Annotated in this window: 19 protein-coding genes; 1 reads left to right on the plus strand and 18 read right to left on the minus strand. The window is 37.6% G+C overall.

Annotated elements, in window-relative coordinates; genetic code table 11:
- Positions 1–162 precede the first annotated feature (162 nt).
- From DW025_RS15265 to DW025_RS03095, 18 genes are all read right to left on the minus strand, one after another.
- Positions 163–954 carry a TPM domain-containing protein gene (locus tag DW025_RS15265; protein ID WP_133302869.1) on the minus strand — a complete coding sequence of 264 codons (792 nt, stop codon included), beginning with the start codon at positions 952–954 and terminating at the stop codon, positions 163–165.
- Positions 947–2,623 carry a hypothetical protein gene (locus DW025_RS03015; RefSeq protein ID WP_119998651.1) on the minus strand — a complete coding sequence of 559 codons (1,677 nt, stop codon included), beginning with the start codon at positions 2,621–2,623 and terminating at the stop codon, positions 947–949. Before DW025_RS03015 ends, DW025_RS15265 begins: the two co-directional genes overlap by 8 nt.
- A gap of 173 nt (positions 2,624–2,796) precedes the next feature.
- Positions 2,797–5,670, minus strand: coding sequence for an AAA domain-containing protein (locus DW025_RS03020; RefSeq protein ID WP_207666793.1), 2,874 nt, complete (start codon positions 5,668–5,670; stop codon positions 2,797–2,799).
- Between the two features lie 162 nt (positions 5,671–5,832).
- The gene (locus DW025_RS14920) at positions 5,833–6,285 is read right to left on the minus strand and encodes a hypothetical protein (RefSeq protein ID WP_207666794.1); all 453 of its coding nucleotides are present in this window, start codon (positions 6,283–6,285) and stop codon (positions 5,833–5,835) included.
- A 38-nt stretch (positions 6,286–6,323) separates the two neighbouring features.
- Positions 6,324–6,806: an Rrf2 family transcriptional regulator gene (locus DW025_RS03025; RefSeq protein ID WP_119998653.1), complete on the minus strand. Its 483-nt coding sequence runs from the start codon at positions 6,804–6,806 to the stop codon at positions 6,324–6,326.
- Positions 6,807–7,186: 380 nt separating this feature from the next.
- On the minus strand, positions 7,187–7,996 hold the full coding sequence (locus tag DW025_RS03030; RefSeq protein WP_119998655.1) for a TIGR02391 family protein: 810 nt from the start codon (positions 7,994–7,996) through the stop codon (positions 7,187–7,189).
- 155 nt (positions 7,997–8,151) lie between these two features.
- Entirely contained in the window at positions 8,152–9,426 is a 1,275-nt protein-coding gene (locus DW025_RS03035) for an AbiH family protein (protein WP_119998657.1), read from the minus strand.
- Positions 9,427–9,546: 120 nt separating this feature from the next.
- Positions 9,547–10,221, minus strand: coding sequence for a hypothetical protein (locus DW025_RS03040; RefSeq protein WP_119998658.1), 675 nt, complete (start codon positions 10,219–10,221; stop codon positions 9,547–9,549).
- Position 10,222: 1 nt separating this feature from the next.
- Positions 10,223–10,624, minus strand: coding sequence for a hypothetical protein (locus DW025_RS03045; RefSeq protein ID WP_055224323.1), 402 nt, complete (start codon positions 10,622–10,624; stop codon positions 10,223–10,225).
- A complete protein-coding gene (locus DW025_RS03050; protein ID WP_055224325.1) occupies positions 10,614–11,066 on the minus strand; it encodes a DUF4869 domain-containing protein in 453 nt (150 codons plus the stop codon). Before DW025_RS03050 ends, DW025_RS03045 begins: the two co-directional genes overlap by 11 nt.
- Positions 11,067–11,417: 351 nt before the next feature.
- A complete protein-coding gene (locus DW025_RS03060) occupies positions 11,418–12,326 on the minus strand; it encodes a sensor histidine kinase (RefSeq protein WP_021943286.1) in 909 nt (302 codons plus the stop codon).
- Positions 12,327–12,329: 3 nt separating this feature from the next.
- A complete protein-coding gene (locus DW025_RS03065) occupies positions 12,330–13,175 on the minus strand; it encodes an ABC transporter permease (RefSeq protein ID WP_119998660.1) in 846 nt (281 codons plus the stop codon).
- Positions 13,168–14,121: an ABC transporter ATP-binding protein gene (locus tag DW025_RS03070; RefSeq protein ID WP_022118567.1), complete on the minus strand. Its 954-nt coding sequence runs from the start codon at positions 14,119–14,121 to the stop codon at positions 13,168–13,170. Before DW025_RS03070 ends, DW025_RS03065 begins: the two co-directional genes overlap by 8 nt.
- A gap of 51 nt (positions 14,122–14,172) precedes the next feature.
- A complete protein-coding gene (locus tag DW025_RS03075; RefSeq protein WP_187115875.1) occupies positions 14,173–14,856 on the minus strand; it encodes a response regulator transcription factor in 684 nt (227 codons plus the stop codon).
- A 474-nt stretch (positions 14,857–15,330) separates the two neighbouring features.
- On the minus strand, positions 15,331–16,236 hold the full coding sequence (locus tag DW025_RS03080) for a PDDEXK nuclease domain-containing protein (protein ID WP_243104877.1): 906 nt from the start codon (positions 16,234–16,236) through the stop codon (positions 15,331–15,333).
- 186 nt (positions 16,237–16,422) lie between these two features.
- Complete coding sequence (locus tag DW025_RS03085) at positions 16,423–16,752, minus strand: hypothetical protein (protein WP_119998662.1); 330 nt, start codon at positions 16,750–16,752, stop codon at positions 16,423–16,425.
- Between the two features lie 45 nt (positions 16,753–16,797).
- On the minus strand, positions 16,798–17,265 hold the full coding sequence (locus DW025_RS03090) for a hypothetical protein (protein ID WP_119998663.1): 468 nt from the start codon (positions 17,263–17,265) through the stop codon (positions 16,798–16,800).
- A gap of 48 nt (positions 17,266–17,313) precedes the next feature.
- Complete coding sequence (locus DW025_RS03095) at positions 17,314–17,697, minus strand: hypothetical protein (RefSeq protein WP_119998665.1); 384 nt, start codon at positions 17,695–17,697, stop codon at positions 17,314–17,316.
- A 169-nt stretch (positions 17,698–17,866) separates the two neighbouring features.
- Between DW025_RS03095 and DW025_RS03100 the strand changes: the two genes are divergently transcribed.
- A complete protein-coding gene (locus DW025_RS03100) occupies positions 17,867–18,184 on the plus strand; it encodes a helix-turn-helix domain-containing protein (protein ID WP_119998667.1) in 318 nt (105 codons plus the stop codon).
- Positions 18,185–18,245 lie beyond the last annotated feature (61 nt).

An 18,245-nucleotide genomic window follows, 5' to 3' on the forward strand; every position in this document is an offset into this window, starting at 1 on the left:
TCTGCCCTTTTCATAAGTGGGGGCAATTCCCCTTTTTACACATTGTGGACTTTTTACAAATATCGTATGCCACCGTGTCCTAGTATAGCATGGATTTGAAGGATATATGGGGAAAAAGTGGCGGGTTTTACTTTAATTATTTGTAATGTAGGTTTTATGGAGCTAGAAGCTGTGTCCACCGCCACCGCCGATGCCTCCGCCTCCGCCTCCGAATCCACCGCCGCCGATTCCGCCATGACCGCCGGATCCAGATCTTGTACTTCTCGTTTCACTGATCATATCATATTTATGATTCATATTATATGAAACCTTTGTACCGGTAAGCAGATTTTTTGAACCCATGTCATAAACCTTCGAGGTCTTTTTCATCAGAAGATAATTAAGCAATATAGAAAATATTATTGCAAGGAGTATGTTGCTGATATGCTTCATGGGACGGCTTATCTGCTCTCCTGCCAGCAGCGTATTTATCTGCTTGAACGCCTCGTTTGCACACTCAAAATATTTCTCTTCGCTTGCATATTCATAGACATTGTCTGTTATCGTATACGCATTTGTCTTGGTTATGATCTTGTATGGTTCGCCATACGAATAGATGTATATCTGTCTGTTACGCATATCAATGAAGAACATAACGCCATCGCGGGTACCAAATTCTCTTTTATAGGCAGATTCCGCATGGTATGCTGTAGATTTGTACATAAGGTTCGATGTAACACACAATACATTGCAATAACGGGCAGTCTCCTTCATAGTCTCCGTCAATTGTGCCTCCTGACTTTCAGTCAGCACATCTGCATCATCTTTGATTACCACTTCATGCTGGTGACTATACGAATCATCCTGATCCTTCTCAGATGCCTGAGCAGTCACTACACCATTACATCCCATAACCCAAAACAGCAGTATGATCATTACAGTGATCACCATTCTGGTAATTACCGCTCTACGCACGATGATCACCTCCCTTATACTCAAACTGTGGAAGTGGTCTTGTGGACATCCGGTTGTGGCTGATAACCAGATCTATGAGTGTCAGAATGGTTGCAGCACACACCAGAAGCACGCATCCATAATAATACTTGTCCATAACAGGTTTTATCAACACGACCGCTACAGACAGAATGGTGGCAAATGCAACAAATAATCCCATGACGCCACTTTTTCTTTTTACTCTTCTCACGTTTACTATGCCTTTTACTGCCCCATAAATGGCTACCAGACACGAGATGCACGCCACAACATAGCTGGCCTTTCCCATAATATCCCAGTTAAAAAGAAATGGATTTATATCAAACTTCAGGCAGAATAATACTATTATGCACACTATCAGCTGTATAACTTCCAGAAAACAGGAAAACTTCACAAATGAAGTTATCTTATTTTTTATTTTTCTTTTTGTGTCTTTTTGTGGCTTTTTTGTTTGCAGCTTTTTTGTTTGTTGCTTTTTCTTCTTGCCTCCACTTTTCTTTGCATTGAGTGTATGCCTTGCGAAGAATCCCGGATCATTTTCATGAGTCTCTACATCTGCTATCTTCTCCATCTCATCGCAATATATCATGGTCACAAGCGCACCTATCGCAGATACAAATGCCAGCAAAACGCCAGGTCTCACCGTAAGAAATAAGTTCAGCAAAAAGTATAATGGAGCCACTCCTATCAGGCATCCCAGCAGGAACTTGCCGATATCAAGCGGTATGTCTGCAGCCACTTTTCCCGTGCTGCCATTTACCGCTGCATATGCAATACGCTTACCGTTCTTGTATGACAAAAGCCACACAGGAAACAACCCGGTCTTTGCTCCAGTGATCTTTATATCCATCGTTTCTGACAATGGCTCCTCCGGTTCACCGATAGCATCGTATGTACATAGATGATGCTTTATCTTACTCATCATCACATCATACGCCATATCACCTGTCACCTGCGCTATCTTATCCCTGTACACACCATAATCCACATCCGGCAGATCCGCGTAGAACCCGCTCAGATATCCCATGGAAAATGGTTTCATATCCGCCGAGTCAAATGGTGCCACCTTACTGCTGAGATCATCTGGAAACAGCGATGATGCATCCATGGTTATATTCTCGTAATGATTATCCGCAAAGCATCTTACATTATATGTATGACTGACTGTATCAACCCCTGAGCTATAGCTGTCCGTCGCCCTGACAGCTGTTTTACCTTTCTGGTCAACATCACACAGCCAATACGGCATGTAGATTCCACGGAACTCCTGCACATTTCGTCTGTGTTTCAGCCTGTTCGGAGCGTATATCGCCCTCTTCATGACTGTGGCATATGATGCCTTGCACATGTCCTTCGTCACCGCAAACGGTATCACATAATCCGGTCTTCTCTCGCTTTTCAGCCGGCTGGAAAGCATAGTCGCTGCCCCGCAGTAACTGCAGAATCCCGTCGCTGATTCATCTGTACTGTATATCTCCCCACCACACTGCGGACAAATGAATACAGTAAGCTCCATAAGCTTGCGTTCCTCGCTGTCCTCATCCTTGTCGACACTCTCCGGCTCGTATTCATTTCCACATGCTTTGCAGTACATTTTCTTTCTTGCTATATCATATACCAGATTGCTGCCACATCCGGCACATTGTATCATATGTATTTCCCCCCTGTAATATAAATTGTGAAAGATTATTGACGAAATAACCTAACTCATTATACTACCTCTTTTTATATAGAACCAGTTCCGGATTTGTCCCTTCCGCCTCATATGTCGATATCATAACAGATTGTGGGGATTTGGGAAAGCAACGGGGTGTTGCTCTGTTCCTATACCGACTGCGTAAACCGGCATTTCGGGAAGCCCGAGCAACCTATGAATTTGCCAAATTTTCCCGATCTTTCAACCAACTTTTTCCCGCATTCCGGGCATATCATAGACATCTTTGCAGGTGCAGACTTAATATCTTGGGGCTTACCACCAAATACATCCTCGACTTCTTTAGCTGTTATCATCTCGGCAGTGCACTCTCTCGCAACCCTCACCGGCCTGCAAGTCCATACCGCCTTATCTCCTATCATGTAGAATCTGAATTTCGCCCTTGTCGCTGCAACATTGACGATATTATTGTTCACCCAGTTGACTGCTCCCATAGATTTGCTGTCGCATCCGAGCAGGAATATAACCTCATCCGTTCCCTGCCCTTGGAAAGTGTGCACAGTTCCAATGTTATTGGCATTAAGCCATTTTCTGACTCTTGGCTCTTTTCCATATAACTCCGATTTCTTTATCATCTCCGTCATGTTATCTTTTACCGACGTAAATGGAGTGATGATAAACAGCCTCGGAATATCACTTGAATCCCTTTCAAATTTTCTCGCCAGAAGTTTCAGCACAAGCTCTCCCTGAGCCTTGACAAAGTGATCCTTCTTGCCCGAATTCTCAGCACCTGCTACATCTATCCAACAGCTCTTGTCCAGGATAAATGTTCTTGCCCTGTCCGCCTTAGGAGCTGCCGTCTGCTGCTTCATAGTTCCATCATATGAAAGCACATTTGAGATTGTGTACATCGGGTCAATGCATCGCCTATGGACTACCAGTGGGCAGCCTACCCACTCTTTCTCCTCATCCTTTCCAAGATAAGTTCCATACGGATTTATATAGTCAGCAAAAGCCTGCACAGAGATTTTCTTATCCTTGTAACCTGCCAATATCTCTGCGGTAAGCAACTGTTTTATCATGTCAGTCTCTGCGGTAACCACAGGCTCGATCTGCTTTGGATCTCCGACTATGATCGCCTTTCTACACCTAAACATCGCACCAACTGCCATCTGTGGCTGTGCCTGTCCTGCCTCATCGACGATAAGAGTTCCTAGCACACCGCTTTTCTTCACATCCCCCAGAAATGTCTGTGCAGAAGCAAATGTTGTGGATATCACAGGGGTCATCAGGAAAATGCTCTGAAGCATGTACGGCATGGCTTCTTCTCTGTCAGCAAGCTTCATTCTCTCTCCACAATCATCAAACACATTCCACGCTATCATCAGGTTGATGATATTGTGCCTCATGCATTTTGAAGAAATGACGAATTCCTTGTGCAGCTTACATGCATACAGGAATAACTTTTCACGCTCTCTATTGTACTGGGCGGTAAACCATGGATTGGTTATCTGCGCTTTTGTTGACAGCCTGTCGTCCCCGGATACATAACGTTCCATAAATGCAGCGTCCACCGGGGTCATCTTCATCTGCCCATGCGAGTATTTTGAAATACACCGCTGGTATTCCTGAAGATTCTGCAGGCCAGATATCCTGTTGTTCAAAGAAGTTATCTCTCCATTAAGTTTTGATATTGTCGCTTTCTTCTCCTGAATGAATATATCTCTTGCGGATGTATCCTTACGCCTTGCGAACAATCCCTTCGGTCTGCTTTCCTCAAGCTCGATCAGCTCTTTTTGTTCGGCAAATAACTGACGCTCAAACATCTGCCGCTTTCTTTCCACATCACTTATTTCACATGACAAATCCTCTGGTGCATTTTCCTGCAACTCCACAGGAACCGAACTTGCCAGAGCACAAATCTGTTCCAACTCATTTCGCAGGCTTTCCACCAGTTTATATTGAGATAAAAACTTTTTTCTTACCTCCAGATATTTTGCCTTATGCTGCTCTCTGACACCATTCGATTTATAGTCCTCCACAAATGGCTTCAGGACCGAATTGCAATACTTACGGATATTTGACTTTCTGCCAAACGGAGCGGATATCAATCCCCAGCAGTCAGCTCCGCCTAAAAGTTTATCCGCATAACGCGTAAAATAAATGTCCTTCTCTTCTCGGCTCTTACCATATCTGGTTATAGTCTCCACATCACCTGACTTGTTGATATCAAACAAATCATGAACCTCATCCAGACCGCAGCGGATCTCCTCTTCGTCATCCCCAGACGACTCCAGACTGTCAAGTATATCCCTCGCCTTCGGAAGGTCTATCGTGATATTTTCCACCGCCGCATTGTTACATGACGCGACCAGCATACTATAATTGTTGATCTCATCAACATTTATCGAATAATAATGAGGCGCATACTGGTAATAGGCATTCTCATTTGCCTCTAGCGGTCCATGCGAAAATGAATGCATCTCAAATAAAGAGTCTGGATCTTCTGCATTCTCAGCGAGGAGTCTGGCACGCTCAACGATATTGCTCGCCACAATCTCCTTGAGCAATGTAGTCTTTCCCGTTCCGGGAGGACCATTCACAGAAAAAACTGGAGCATTCCCGTCCTGTCTGATCGCAATATTGACTGCAACCTGCTGCATCAACGCCGGCATATATTTGGCCGGCCATTTTCCACTTGGCGAATTTGTAACGTTAAGAATTCTGTCAAAGAACAACTTCATCTCACTTTTTCCCGCATCCGGCGAGATGATCGTTCTCGGTAAATCGTCTGGGCCTTTCGACTTTTCGTACCCTGCCAGAATATACTCGATCACTTTCTTCTCATATTCATTCCCATCGCCAAAGCTCCCGTTCTGAACCAGCTCTGACAACTGAATAATGTCATTCAAAAAGAAGCTTTTACCCAGATCCGCATAGTCAAATGCGTCTTCGTCCGCATCTCTGACCTGTTCGCTCGCATACCTGTTGTATTCGGCAATTCCCATCGATTCCTGAGGATCATCTAAGAACCTGTGTTTCACATACTCGTTAAAAATCTTTTCATATATGGTTGAAATGAACTCATCAACATTCTGGTTCTGCAGTTCCTCATCGATCTCTCCAACAAATTCTTCATACTCGTTAGTATCGAGAGAAAAGTCATGACTATTATGTGCTCTTGACTCATCCCACTTGGCAACTGCTCACAGTATCGATGACAGCTGGAAACTGTTCTTAAGATACACACCTTTCGTATCTGTCTTGAATGAGCACCATGCGATCGCGCTCTTTTTCGGATAAGCTATCTCAGGATTATCGGATTTATCCTCTATAAACTTCTCAAGATAATCAACTACTGTGTTCCGCTCTACCTTCCCCAGGCAAAAATGGATCTCATCACCAACCGAAGGAAACTTCGCATAGCCGTCCCTGTCATTTTCCAGGATCATTTCCAGATCAATATCAGGAGATGACAAAACTGGCAAATCAAAGAAGACCTCGATCTTCTCTGCCTTAACCTCTTTGCCATTCTTAATATTCTTAATTAGCTTTTTGTTCTCTGTACTTTCCTGTGGAATGTCGGTCTGACCTAGAAATTCTGTGATTTTCCAGTAGTTTAAGATTTCCAGGACTGCGTTCTTTCGTTTGTCTTCCATTCGGTGTGCTCCTTGTGGTGTAACCCCTCGTAATCAGTCTAATCTATAAATACATACTTTCCCTTTTCCTTGCCATTTACAGCTTTAACAACTTCCATATCTCTGAGTTTTGTCATCACGGCTCTTGCTGTAGATGGTGAACAATCAAGTATTTCTGCTATTTCCCTTGTTCCAAAAATCTGATTTTTCTCTATTACATAATATACCTTAAGAATATTTGCTTTCGATGGTTCATTATATTTCTGCTGCGCAATCGCCGACTTTTTTATATCAATCGCTGACTTTTCATGTCCAATCGCCGACTTTTCATGTCCAATCGCTGACTTTTCATGTCCAATCGCTGACTTTTGAGAATCAATCAACGACTTATTAACTACAACATCTACCTTTTCTAATGAAGCCGCATTTTTTTCAACAATAGTTTCTCCTACTTTTAAATTATAAATTACCGCCTGCAACATAAAAGCATTTGTATGATAAACTGGATCTTTTAATCCAACCTGCTCTAACTCATTAAACATCGCCTGAAAAACACTTTCCCACCGCTATTTTCGTCGTATTTTCAATAAAAGCGACAAATTATTTTAATCTACACAACTTACCTTTTGTTTTTTCCTTATCGATGAGTTTACCAAGTGCATTTAATACCATTAGTCTCATCAAGTGTCAAATTTTATAAAACTTTGTTGAGACTATCTCATTACAATGTGCATGTCCAAGTATTTTTATCGTAAAAATTCATAATAAATTACTCATCTTGCATATTGTATTTTGACTTACTGATTTTCCATTGCCAATTTACTATATCGAGTACAACTACTACTTCAAACACTGCTATGCCTCTAAAAACTTGTTATGTACTTACTTTCTCAATATATACATCTTAAAATTAATCAAATTATTATTCTGTATATTTTCTTACAATAACACATTGATCTAAATATTTATGAAGAAATGACACTTGTTGTAATACATCTACCGCTGCATTTTCATCAATGTCCCATCGTATCCTCAACTCATGTGCTGTAACATTACGAACCATGTGTATTATACCAAGTATCATCTCCTTAAGACCATTTTGTTGATTCTGTTCTGATGATGTCCTTAGTGAATTAAGCGCAATATATGGATTCTTACTTGAAAACGCTATCTGAATCAATTCATTTCCATCTCCTGGCAACTCTGTCATTTCTCGTACTCTGTCACATAAACTCTTGGCAGCCTCTTGCACTGCGTGAAAATAGTCCTCTGCCAATAATTCCTCTTTACAACAACGAAGAACATATTGATGTGCCCCATATCCATATAATTTCTGCCTAAGTTCCCTTGTTCTTCTTGTGACTTCCGATACTCCCCGTGCTTTTTGTACTGCTCTGAAATTACCTCCATCATCAATTTCTATACCTTTTAACATGAGAATTTTATTCGTTTCCATTCTTCGCTTAGCATACTTTTCCTCATCCATAAGACCTCTTGCAGGATCCATGCACTTTTGAATAAACATATATATTGAATTACAGGATTCATCACTATTACATCTTTTTACAAAAGAATTATATAATCGCTTGTACTTAGTCATAGTCGGATTCTCATCCGAAAACCCATATTGTTTCAATAACACACCTAATTCTGATCCAGTAAAACCGTACTCTGTATCTGCTAATGCTTTACTTATTGCCAAAATATCTCCTTGCGATAATTCTGGAAACATCAATATTATCACACCTCCTTCATAAATTCAATTTCACGAAAAATCTCCAGTTCTGTATTAATTTCCATTAACACATCATCCAATTTTTCAAAAATACTTTTTACTAATTTGCATGTTTATCATGGCCACACTCTGCATTATCTGCAAGCTATAATTCATTTTGCTTCATTATTATCTTGTACTGATTGAGGAATAAATTCTATTGTTTTGAACTCTCCACCAGTTCTCTTTATAAGTTCATCTTGATCAATTACTCTTACTAAGTTGGAAATTAATTTTTCAAGTGTTCTTTTATCATCTTTCTTTTCCCTATAATAGAAAATCTTTGTATTCACATTATCATTGCAAATTAAAGCGCGTAATATATCCCCATCAGTAATATCCAATGAATGTCCGAATATATATAAGTTTGAACTGCAATGAAAATCCGTTGGTCTTGCTTTTCTTGAGTTGTTTCCCATTTTCCCACTAAACCCAGCAGCCTTATAACAAGCCTCTTCATATGCATCTTTAATTGAATCTATCCAATCTACATAATCACAACCTGTTGATTTAAGAATCCTTTGATAATACTTTTTGAACCCAATAAAATATGTTTCTTTATCTTTTCTATCTTCCGGAAGATATTCATCAATTCCCAAAACCATATTGTTTGATTCTATTGTATTACTTTCCTTTGCCTCCCCATGAATAAAATTATATTCAATACTCTTTCCAATTCCATATTTCTTTTCAAATGTATTAGTATAATTAAAAGACAAAACATGATCTATTTTTAATTCATTAATTTCTGAAATCACAACATCATTATTTATTTTTTCAACAAACTCTGTAAGGTATATTTCCAATGCCCTTACCAAAGACTTTAAATCCTTATATAGTCTACCTGTAAATCTATCAATGTGTTCAATACTACCACATATATCTTTTAAATTTCCCTTTGACTTTTTTATTATTCCCATTAATATACCTTGCATATCTCTTGGAATATCCATAATATCTTTGTGTTGAACTATATAATCCCTTGCTACATCTATTGTCTGTATCACTCTCGAAATCTCTGTTTCAAAATCAATCCAGTTTTCACCAATATACGATGGGCATTCACTAAAATATTCTATCCATACATTTTTATTTATAAGCGGATACAACTTATTTAAAGCATCGTTACTTGTTGTAAATTCATCATGATAAGTTCCATCATCAAATAATTTTCTATTTCTACTTTTATATGCCTCCATTAACGATTCCTTAATTTTTGAATTAATATCCCAATCACGTAAATATTCATCATAATAAAGATTACTTTCTCTTCCATCTATACTTATAAAAATCACTTTTGCCTTAATGCAAAAATCAAGAAAGTTTTTATATTGTGTAGGCAAACCATGAGCAAGATCAAAACCGTTTCCAATAAGCAGAATGTTCATTAAAACCCCCTCTTTCGTACCTTTAATAAAATTAAATCCCCCAGTACAACTGCACCTGTATCCAATATGGTGTATTTTTATATTCTAATCGACTCTTTTCTATTTTTATCTGTTCTAACTTTAATCAATAACCTCTAATATGCGATGTACCTTCTCCGACTGTATCAGTACACTCATTTTCTCATCCCCATCCTCAATCTCAGGCTTACCACACCTCAAGCTATCTGGATGTTCCGACACACAACAATCCTTATACCAACATTCACCCATAAGAGTCCCTTTAACAGACCACTTCTCATTTTGCGTAAATTCGCCCACCAATGACTTCATCACTCGTTCTGTAGAATATCTCTTAAAACCTGCTATATACTGCAAAGTCTTCTCGTCATCAATCTTTGATATATTGATTCTATGATTTTCAACTGCCGTCAAGACTTCTTCGCGAATTTTGATTTTATCTGTCTTTCCAGTGCCTGTCCACTCCACAAGCTTATCAAAGGCAAGAATCAAGTATTCAAAGCAAATCATATCCAGAATTGTAATCTTGCCCTCAGCTTTATCTGCTATTGATTTCAGTATGCGATACTTATTACGAATATCCTGATTATCAACAACATAATCAAATGCAACATAATATGAATCGTCATCTTTAATGTCAATGTCTAACACTGCATCCAATAATCCCTGATTACTTCCTTTACTTTCAACCACAAGTTCATTATCAAAGAAAAGTTGATTTACTAATTTCCAGAAATGAAATCCTGCGCCGGTGTCTTCCGTCCATAAATATCTCATATCACACTTCCTCTTCCAGTGTTATTCTATTGTTATCAAAATTCAACACCTTAAAGCTCTTATCAGATACATTAAGTCCGTCACAGTTTCTTAGAAAAAGCATATACTGATTTGAAAACTCAAAATTAATGAATCTCCTAACGTCATCATTTATCAAGTAATCTGCATTATCTATCACGATAAAACAATCCCGGCACTGCTTTATTACTTCTAAGAAACCATCTGATTTGTAGTTAAATAATTTGATTGCCTTATATTCGTCTGTCAGTCTTATATCTTCCAACATTTCGTAAAGAACTGTTTTACCTGTACCGCTGTCTCCACCAACAAGTGTTATTCTATCGTCAAATTCCAAATCATATGAAAAAGGATCTGCTTTAAATATAATACTCTTATAAATCATCTGCCGCCCTCCTTTCATACTCCTTGCTCCACCAGGCATTATAACCTCTTCCGCCAGTAACTATATCTGAATCATTGAATCTGATTTTTGCATCATTTGGAATGTCAAAAAGCGTTGGTCTAGACATATAAATCTTTATATTATCCATAGTAAAAATGATTCTGAGCACATTCGGGCCGCATTCTTCAACATTTACCACATTATCAGGATGCTTTACAATATTAAGTAAAGTTTTACAGCCTGATGACAAATTACGAATTGTGCCCAAGCCATATTTTGTCTCAATGTGCTTATCTGGCGTCAGTTTTGCCTCATCCACCTGTCGTATTAAATCAATTTCTTTTTGTGACATTTCTTCATTACCTGTATTTAAGTTAAAATACAGGTCATTCTGAAGTATCCAATCCTTTGAGTTCTTTTTTTCTGTATAGATATTTATCATTGATATTTCTCCTTCAATTTACTATCAATTTTGTACCAATGTCTTTTCACCTGATTCCGAATACCACTCTCAAGCACCTTACTTTGACTAAATATCTCATCCGCTTTATATGCATATGTTAAGAAATTCCCATGATCCTTAGAATACTTACTTGCCCCTAAATGTGTATACGAATGATAAACTGCTTTCTTTCCAGCATTAAACGATTTTTCATCCATATTCTCTTTGATTCTTTTAATTTTTCTATATGCTCTACAATAAAACTTTCCTTAAAGAGTACCCTAACATATGAGCTAATGATTCTGCAAGGATAAATAAAAATTATTGATTATCCCTCTACGTCGCAAAATACTATTTAGCATCGGTTACAATCGGAAAGTTCATTTCAACAATAAACTCTTTTTTTTCTATTTTTGCTTCAATCTCTCCATCCATCCGACTAACCAACTCCTTTGCAATAGATAGTCCCAATCCAGTAGATGTTTTACTTCTGGCAACATCTGCTTTATAAAATCGCTCAAATACCTGATCTATATTAATCTGTTCTGGATGTGTAACCTGATTGCTGATTCTAAGCACCGCCTGATTTTGATCACGTTCCAACACAATGCTAATCTTCTTTTCTCCATGATCCAGCCCATTTTTTATCACATTCTGGATAACACGACGGAGTCCCTGCCTGTTTCCATGTATATACAACTGTTCTTCCGTAATCTGAATATCCGGCTGAATTTCCATTCTTACCCATTCATCATAGTATGAAAAAACTGTTTCTTTCAAAATCCGGTTCATACAGCACAATGTCAATTCCAAACTGTAAGATTCGTTTTTTAACTTTGTAAACATAAAAAGTTCTTCCAACATTTCATTCAGACTATGAATTCTTTCGTGGATAATGCTTAAATAACGTTTCTGATCCTCTATATTTTCACATTCTTCCATTAGCTGGAAATATCCGTCCAAAGATGTCAGTGGTGTGCGGATATCATGAGAAAGATTTGTATAAGTGTCCGCAATCAGAGCTTCTTTCTCCTGATAATGCTGCTTCTCTTTTCTTCGCAGTTCCAGAAGCTCATTCAACTTGTCAGAAAGCTTTCCTATTCCACCCACATCAAATTCATGGTTAATCAACATGTTACTGTCATGTTTCATCATAAACGCCAATTGGCGGCAGATGTCTTTCACCTGCCGCTGGTATTTCCACATAATAATAAATTGTAAGATAATAATTCCTGCTAATATCCCAATTACGATATACATCCGTTAAATATCCCTCTTTTGAAAAACAACGCTGCTTACTGATATCATCATAACGATGAACACTATTGCCACACCAAATGCCGCCAAACACTCATTTCCACTCGGATTCATAGGAAGCAGTGATAATTTTCCTGTTATCGTATACTTATAAATCTGGAAATTCTGAATTCCTATTTTTTGAATAGCACTATTGATCACCCCATACACAATGGTCATTACATTCATGCTAAGACAGACAGCAATGACCATGCTGATTACATTATTTTTCAAAATAATTGCAATCGCCATACAAATCAGCACAAGTGCATAATGAAGAGCCAGTTCAGTCACAAAATAAGATAAAATCGCCTTTGTATTTCCCCATTCCAATTCCCCGAAAACAATACCATTCGCCGCTGCCTGAAATAAGAATGCACCTGCCATTGTCAGTACCGTAAAGACAGCCAAGGCAATTGCCCTGGAAAAAATCAAAGTTCCTCTATTTCTAACCTGACCTCCTATATTCTTAATATATCCGCTACTGATATCCGCTGTTGAAAACAGAACAGTAAAAATCACCAAAAGCAGTGCATACAATTTTCCTTGGGAATTGGCAAAAAAGACATCATATACCGTCACCTTTTCTCCCGGCTCCGTAGGCAGCATTACCATCATTCCCACATTAATATTATCCACAGTAGGTTCAGTAACCTGCTCCTGTTTCACGGCATCCTTTTCAGTCAAAAGCTCATAATCTGTCTTGCATAAAGATGTTGTAATCAATAATATTGCTGCCAGTACGATCCAGATTACATACATACTTTTGGTTTTAAGCATCCGGTATAAATCCATTTTAATTATATTAAGCATGATCCGCACCTCCCGTCAGATTCAGGAAATAAGTTTCCAGTTCTTCACTGGTTATGGAAATCCCTTTTACCGGAATTCCTGACTTTGCAAGTTCCATATTCAACGCTGCACTTTCATTCAATCGTTCAAAAATATGAATATGCTCTTTATCTGTTACCTGATAGTTGGTAAATCCCATAGAATCCAGCACCGGAATCGCCTGTTTCGGATGATCCAATGTCAACTCTATCCGTTCACTGCATCTTCTTATTAATTCTTCTCTTGTAATTTCCTGTAATAAACTTCCATTATGAATAATTCCATAATCAGTAGCAATCTTCGATAATTCCTCAAGAATATGACTGGAAATGCATATTGTCATATTCTTCTCTTTCTGAAGTCTCTGAATCGTATCCCGGATCTCTGCAATACCCTGTGGATCCAATCCATTGATTGGCTCATCAAGAACTAATAAATCTGGTTCTCCAACCAAAGCAAGACCAATTCCCAAACGCTGTTTCATTCCAAGTGAAAAATGTTTTGTTTTTTTCTTTCCCACATCCTCCAGACCGATAATTCTCAATATTTCTTCAATATAACTTTTTTTCTTTATTCCAAACAGCTTGCATTTGATATTCAGATTTTCATATGCAGTCATATTTCCATAAAGTCCCGGTGCCTCAATCAGACATCCTATCCGTGATCGAACTTTTTGCAAATCCTTTCCCTTGTATCCGAACATCTCGATTTCTCCACAAGTTGGCTTGGAAAGTCCACTGATCATCTTCAGACAAGTTGTCTTCCCAGCTCCATTCCGACCGATAAAACCATAAATAGCACCTTTTTTAATATGCATATTGACACTGTCCACAGCTTTATGGTGTCCATATTGCTTAGTCAAATTTCTTGTTTCCAATAACATTTCGCTCAAGTTTTTCATCTCCTTTTTCTTATCTGCATTTATCATAAAGGAATAATCCTAATCAAACGCAAATAAATAGTAAAAAAAGAGTAAAGATTATAGATGAAGACGATAACCGATTCCCCAGACTGTTTCAATATATTCCTCAGATGTAACTGTTTTTATCTTTTTACGAATATTGCTTATATGTACATCCAGAGTTTTTGTTTCACCCATATATGGTTCGTCCCACGCATATTCAAAAATGTCCTCTTTACTGAAAACCTGCTTCGGATTTCTGAGCAGTAATTCTAAAATCGCAAACTCCTGTCTTGTTATCTTAGGAAGTATTTTTCCACCAATGCTGACCTGAAAAGTAGCTTTGTTCAATACCATCTCTCTGAACGAAAGGTTAGATTCTTTTATTTCCTTTTCTTCTGTATGACGAAGCTGTACCTTAATTCTTGCCAGTACCTCTCTGATTTCAAAAGGTTTCGTTATATAATCATCAGCCCCACTAGTTAAAACCTTTACCTTTTCATCCAAGCTATCTTTCGCAGTCAAGACAATAACCGGAAGATTTCCCTTTTTCCGTATTTCCTCCAGAACTGCTTCTCCTGTAATTCCCGGCAACATCAAATCCAGCAACACCAGTGCATAGCTATGCTCCTGCATATTCAAAAGCAGCTTTGCCTCAGTTCCGGAAAACGCCTGCTCACAGGAATAGCCTGCTTTGGATAATGCTTCCTGAAGCAGATTATTGATATTTGTATCATCTTCTACAATCAGTATTTTCTGCATGATAGTTCTCTCCTCTATTTTACACTGTGAAAACATTATTTTCTTGCATTATACGCTTTTCCCTTTTTTCCCGCAATTACTCCCCACAGATTCCCGGAATTCTCCAGTACATAACATACTTTTTGTTCCAGCTGAACTTATAATTTTCAGTATCCCTGTGCTTCCAAGATGCATATATCACTTTTTCCTTACCATTATGTCTTTATTTCTCCATCAGTGCTTTCGCAACCCTTATCCCGCCCACAAATAGAGCCAAACTAGAGCCATTTGATAAAACAAATGCCGGAAACCCGCATAAATACAGGTTTTCGGCATTCTAATCCGTTATTCAAACTCGGCTCACGGGAGATTAATTACAATGATTTTAATAGCGTTTTCGCTACTTTTCATCGTTTTATTCGCCATATTTTCTGTCCTGATTTTGACTGGTATAAAAATTGTACTCAAATTGTACTCACGCCAACACAACAAAATTTATTCTTCGATCAGCGGCATATTGATCAATTCCTGCAGTTTTTTCTGCAACACCGCTTTATCCGGCAACTGTAGTTTATATTCCGCTACCATCATCGGAGACAGGGTTCTGCTCATCGCATATTCCACTACTTCATCATCTTTAGAAGCACAAAGAATCATCCCAACACTTGGATTTTCATTTTCTTTCTTCTTCTGACGATCTAATGCCTCCAGATAGAAATCCATTTTAGAGATATATTCCGGTTTGAATTTGCCAATTTTCAATTCAAAAGCAACCAGACACTGGAGTCCTCTATGGAAAAATAACAAATCAATTCGGAAATCTTCGCCACCGACCTGTACCCGGTATTCCTCATCTATGAAAGTAAAATCTTTTCCAACTTCGAGAATAAATTCTTTCATGTTCTGGATCAGACCTTTTCGCAGATCAGCCTCCTTGAAATTCTTTGGTAAATCAAGGAATTCAATAACATACGAATCCAAAAACGGATTCTCTTTCAGTCCCTTTATTTGTTCTGGCAGGAGTTTTTCTTTGGAAAGCATATATCTTTCGTAATAACCACTATTAATCTGTCTATCTAGCTCTCGGGCTGAATATGATTCCTTTATGCAAAGGGTCATATAAAAATGTCTCTCTTCTGCAGTTTTTGCTTTGGACATAATAGCAAGATGGTTACTCCAACTAATTTGTGTCAACAGTGTTGTCACAAATTCATCATTGTAGTAAGTCTCATAAAATTTTTTCATATATGACATGAACTTTGCGCTATCAACAGCACCTATGTCTTTGATACTCCATTCTCCCGACAAGCCTCTATATTTCCATATAACTCTGTGAGTTGTAATAAGAAAACCTTGCTCATGATCTCCTTTGTAATTAAAAATTAACAATGGATCTTCCATAGTTTCTAAAGAATAATGTCGTGTAATATACTTTACAGCATCTCTATCATAATTTTTGTCAAATAAAAGTATTTTTTCGCCAAATACGTTATCCGAAAAATATTTCTCTGCAACTAACCTAACATCATTTGGAGAACTTTCCTTTATTGTTATTTCAGATTCTGTATTATTATAATTACCCCCTACTTATTTTTCATTATTATCTTGTGATTTTACTTCTTTTTCATCAATAAAATTAACTACTGATTTTATGTTTCTTAAAATGGCATAAAGACTTGTTTGCTCAATTTCGGCATTACACACAAAATCTAATTCACCAATTTTTATAGAACTAAACGCCTTTTTTGTTGTTTTATTTTTCAACTCATTCCAAGTGATTTTCCCACATTTATTAGATTGACAATAGTATATTCCATCCGTTCCAATAGCAAATCCAGATTTACCCTTTCCTAAAATAGTAGAATCTAAAATAATAAAAATTTTCTCATCTTCGGGTATTCCAAAATATGTTTTCACCTTATTTAGCTTTGAATTATTATTTTTTATTGGATTTCCATATTCCTAATTGCCATATTTGTCCAGATTATCCTGTCCTATCACATCAACCGCATTTGTCCTGTTCTCAGCATTTACCTTATCAATTATCTTATTGGCCGACTTAATAACAGTTTTAATATTTTCTTTCTCCTGACTTATACCATCCTCAGCCAGTATTGCTTTGAAATCAACCGCCTTCAAATAATCAAGCAGCACACCCATCTCATCATCAAACATTTCCTGTGTATCATAGTAAAGCCGATATAAAAGCATCTTATTCATTCCATCAGAAGGATCTTTGTAATCAACATTACCATAATTTTTCTCTATATCCGAAAATGCAGTTTCATAATTTCCATTGTTTATTTCATCAACTATTTTAAAATAAGTGCCCTGATCTGCCTGTTGCTCTTGTGTTTCATCGTTTCCGCAGCCAAATAATACTGAAACAGTAAGCATGCACATAATGAGCATATATATCTTCTTTTTCATTGCATTTGTCCTCTTTTGATATGTTTTAATCTAAGCTTGTAAATAATCTTATCTTCTCTTCACAAATTTTACGACTTTTTTCATTGCCCAAGCTTTACATTCATAACAGACGTTGGTCTCTTTGTCGTAAATCCATATTCTGCTGGATCTTAAATTCAAATACTTGGAATACCATCCAATTATAAAAGTTTTGAGCTCATACTTACCATCAGGAGATATTATTGATGCCCCCTTCTTCCACGGAGAAAACAGTTTCTTAACTGATGCCTTATACTCATCGTCTGAATTCTGTAAAAATATAGTATCCAGACGTTTGATCATTTCCTCCTTGGATATATTCTCTGTTCTTGCAACTTCACCTTTTGCAGCCTCAATTATCATGTTGTATGTACCAGTTGCCGCCGAAGCGATAGTTATACCTGTCTTATCCATATGTATTCTCCTCTCCTATGCATTGTCCCTATTTACTTATCGTTATAAAGATAAAACTCGCCTCATATTATATATCTATAAAGATAATTTATCAACTCTTTAGATGTAATTTTATCTCAAAAACTTTGATAGTCTATCTCTATAATGAATTAATTGGAGGTTTCCATATATGGCAAATACACATGAACCCTATGAGTACCCTGTCGGAGATAGACTACGCTTTTTTCGCGAGCAAAAGCAAATATCCACCAACAAACTTGCCAATCTTGCTGGAATCAGCCAAAGTTACGTCCGTGATATTGAACTTGGGAACAAAAATCCCACTATAGAAGTGCTATTCCAATTATGTCAGGCACTGGGAATTTCTTTAAAAGATTTTTTTGACGATGAAAGCTTAAATTTGACTAATGATCCTCTTATACAACGAATATACCAACTAAATGCTTCTCAAAAAGAATCATTACTTGCTTTCTTAAATACAATATAAAAAGCTGAACTTGCCAATAATCACAATATTGACAAGTTCAGCTTTTATTATGTAGTAATTT

Source organism: Coprococcus sp. AF38-1, assembly GCF_003603945.1.
Classification (GTDB): Bacteria; Bacillota; Clostridia; order Lachnospirales; family Lachnospiraceae; genus Coprococcus; species Coprococcus aceti.

Bases quoted from the DNA above. Each gene is read 5' to 3' on its own strand.
- DW025_RS03015 (WP_119998651.1), bottom strand. From the start codon at position 2,623: ATGATACAATGTGCCGGATGTGGCAGCAATCTGGTATATGATATAGCA.
- DW025_RS14920 (WP_207666794.1), bottom strand. From the start codon at position 6,285: ATGGAAGACAAACGAAAGAACGCAGTCCTGGAAATCTTAAACTACTGG.
- DW025_RS03025 (WP_119998653.1), bottom strand. From the start codon at position 6,806: ATGTTTAATGAGTTAGAGCAGGTTGGATTAAAAGATCCAGTTTATCAT.
- DW025_RS03030 (WP_119998655.1), bottom strand. From the start codon at position 7,996: ATGTTTCCAGAATTATCGCAAGGAGATATTTTGGCAATAAGTAAAGCA.
- DW025_RS03035 (WP_119998657.1), bottom strand. From the start codon at position 9,426: ATGAACATTCTGCTTATTGGAAACGGTTTTGATCTTGCTCATGGTTTG.
- DW025_RS03040 (WP_119998658.1), bottom strand. From the start codon at position 10,221: ATGAGATATTTATGGACGGAAGACACCGGCGCAGGATTTCATTTCTGG.
- DW025_RS03045 (WP_055224323.1), bottom strand. From the start codon at position 10,624: ATGATTTATAAGAGTATTATATTTAAAGCAGATCCTTTTTCATATGAT.
- DW025_RS03050 (WP_055224325.1), bottom strand. From the start codon at position 11,066: ATGATAAATATCTATACAGAAAAAAAGAACTCAAAGGATTGGATACTT.
- DW025_RS03060 (WP_021943286.1), bottom strand. From the start codon at position 12,326: ATGTATATCGTAATTGGGATATTAGCAGGAATTATTATCTTACAATTT.
- DW025_RS03065 (WP_119998660.1), bottom strand. From the start codon at position 13,175: ATGCTTAATATAATTAAAATGGATTTATACCGGATGCTTAAAACCAAA.
- DW025_RS03070 (WP_022118567.1), bottom strand. From the start codon at position 14,121: ATGATAAATGCAGATAAGAAAAAGGAGATGAAAAACTTGAGCGAAATG.
- DW025_RS03075 (WP_187115875.1), bottom strand. From the start codon at position 14,856: ATGCAGAAAATACTGATTGTAGAAGATGATACAAATATCAATAATCTG.
- DW025_RS03080 (WP_243104877.1), bottom strand. From the start codon at position 16,236: ATGGAAGATCCATTGTTAATTTTTAATTACAAAGGAGATCATGAGCAA.
- DW025_RS03090 (WP_119998663.1), bottom strand. From the start codon at position 17,265: ATGAAAAAGAAGATATATATGCTCATTATGTGCATGCTTACTGTTTCA.
- DW025_RS03095 (WP_119998665.1), bottom strand. From the start codon at position 17,697: ATGGATAAGACAGGTATAACTATCGCTTCGGCGGCAACTGGTACATAC.
- DW025_RS03100 (WP_119998667.1), top strand. From the start codon at position 17,867: ATGGCAAATACACATGAACCCTATGAGTACCCTGTCGGAGATAGACTA.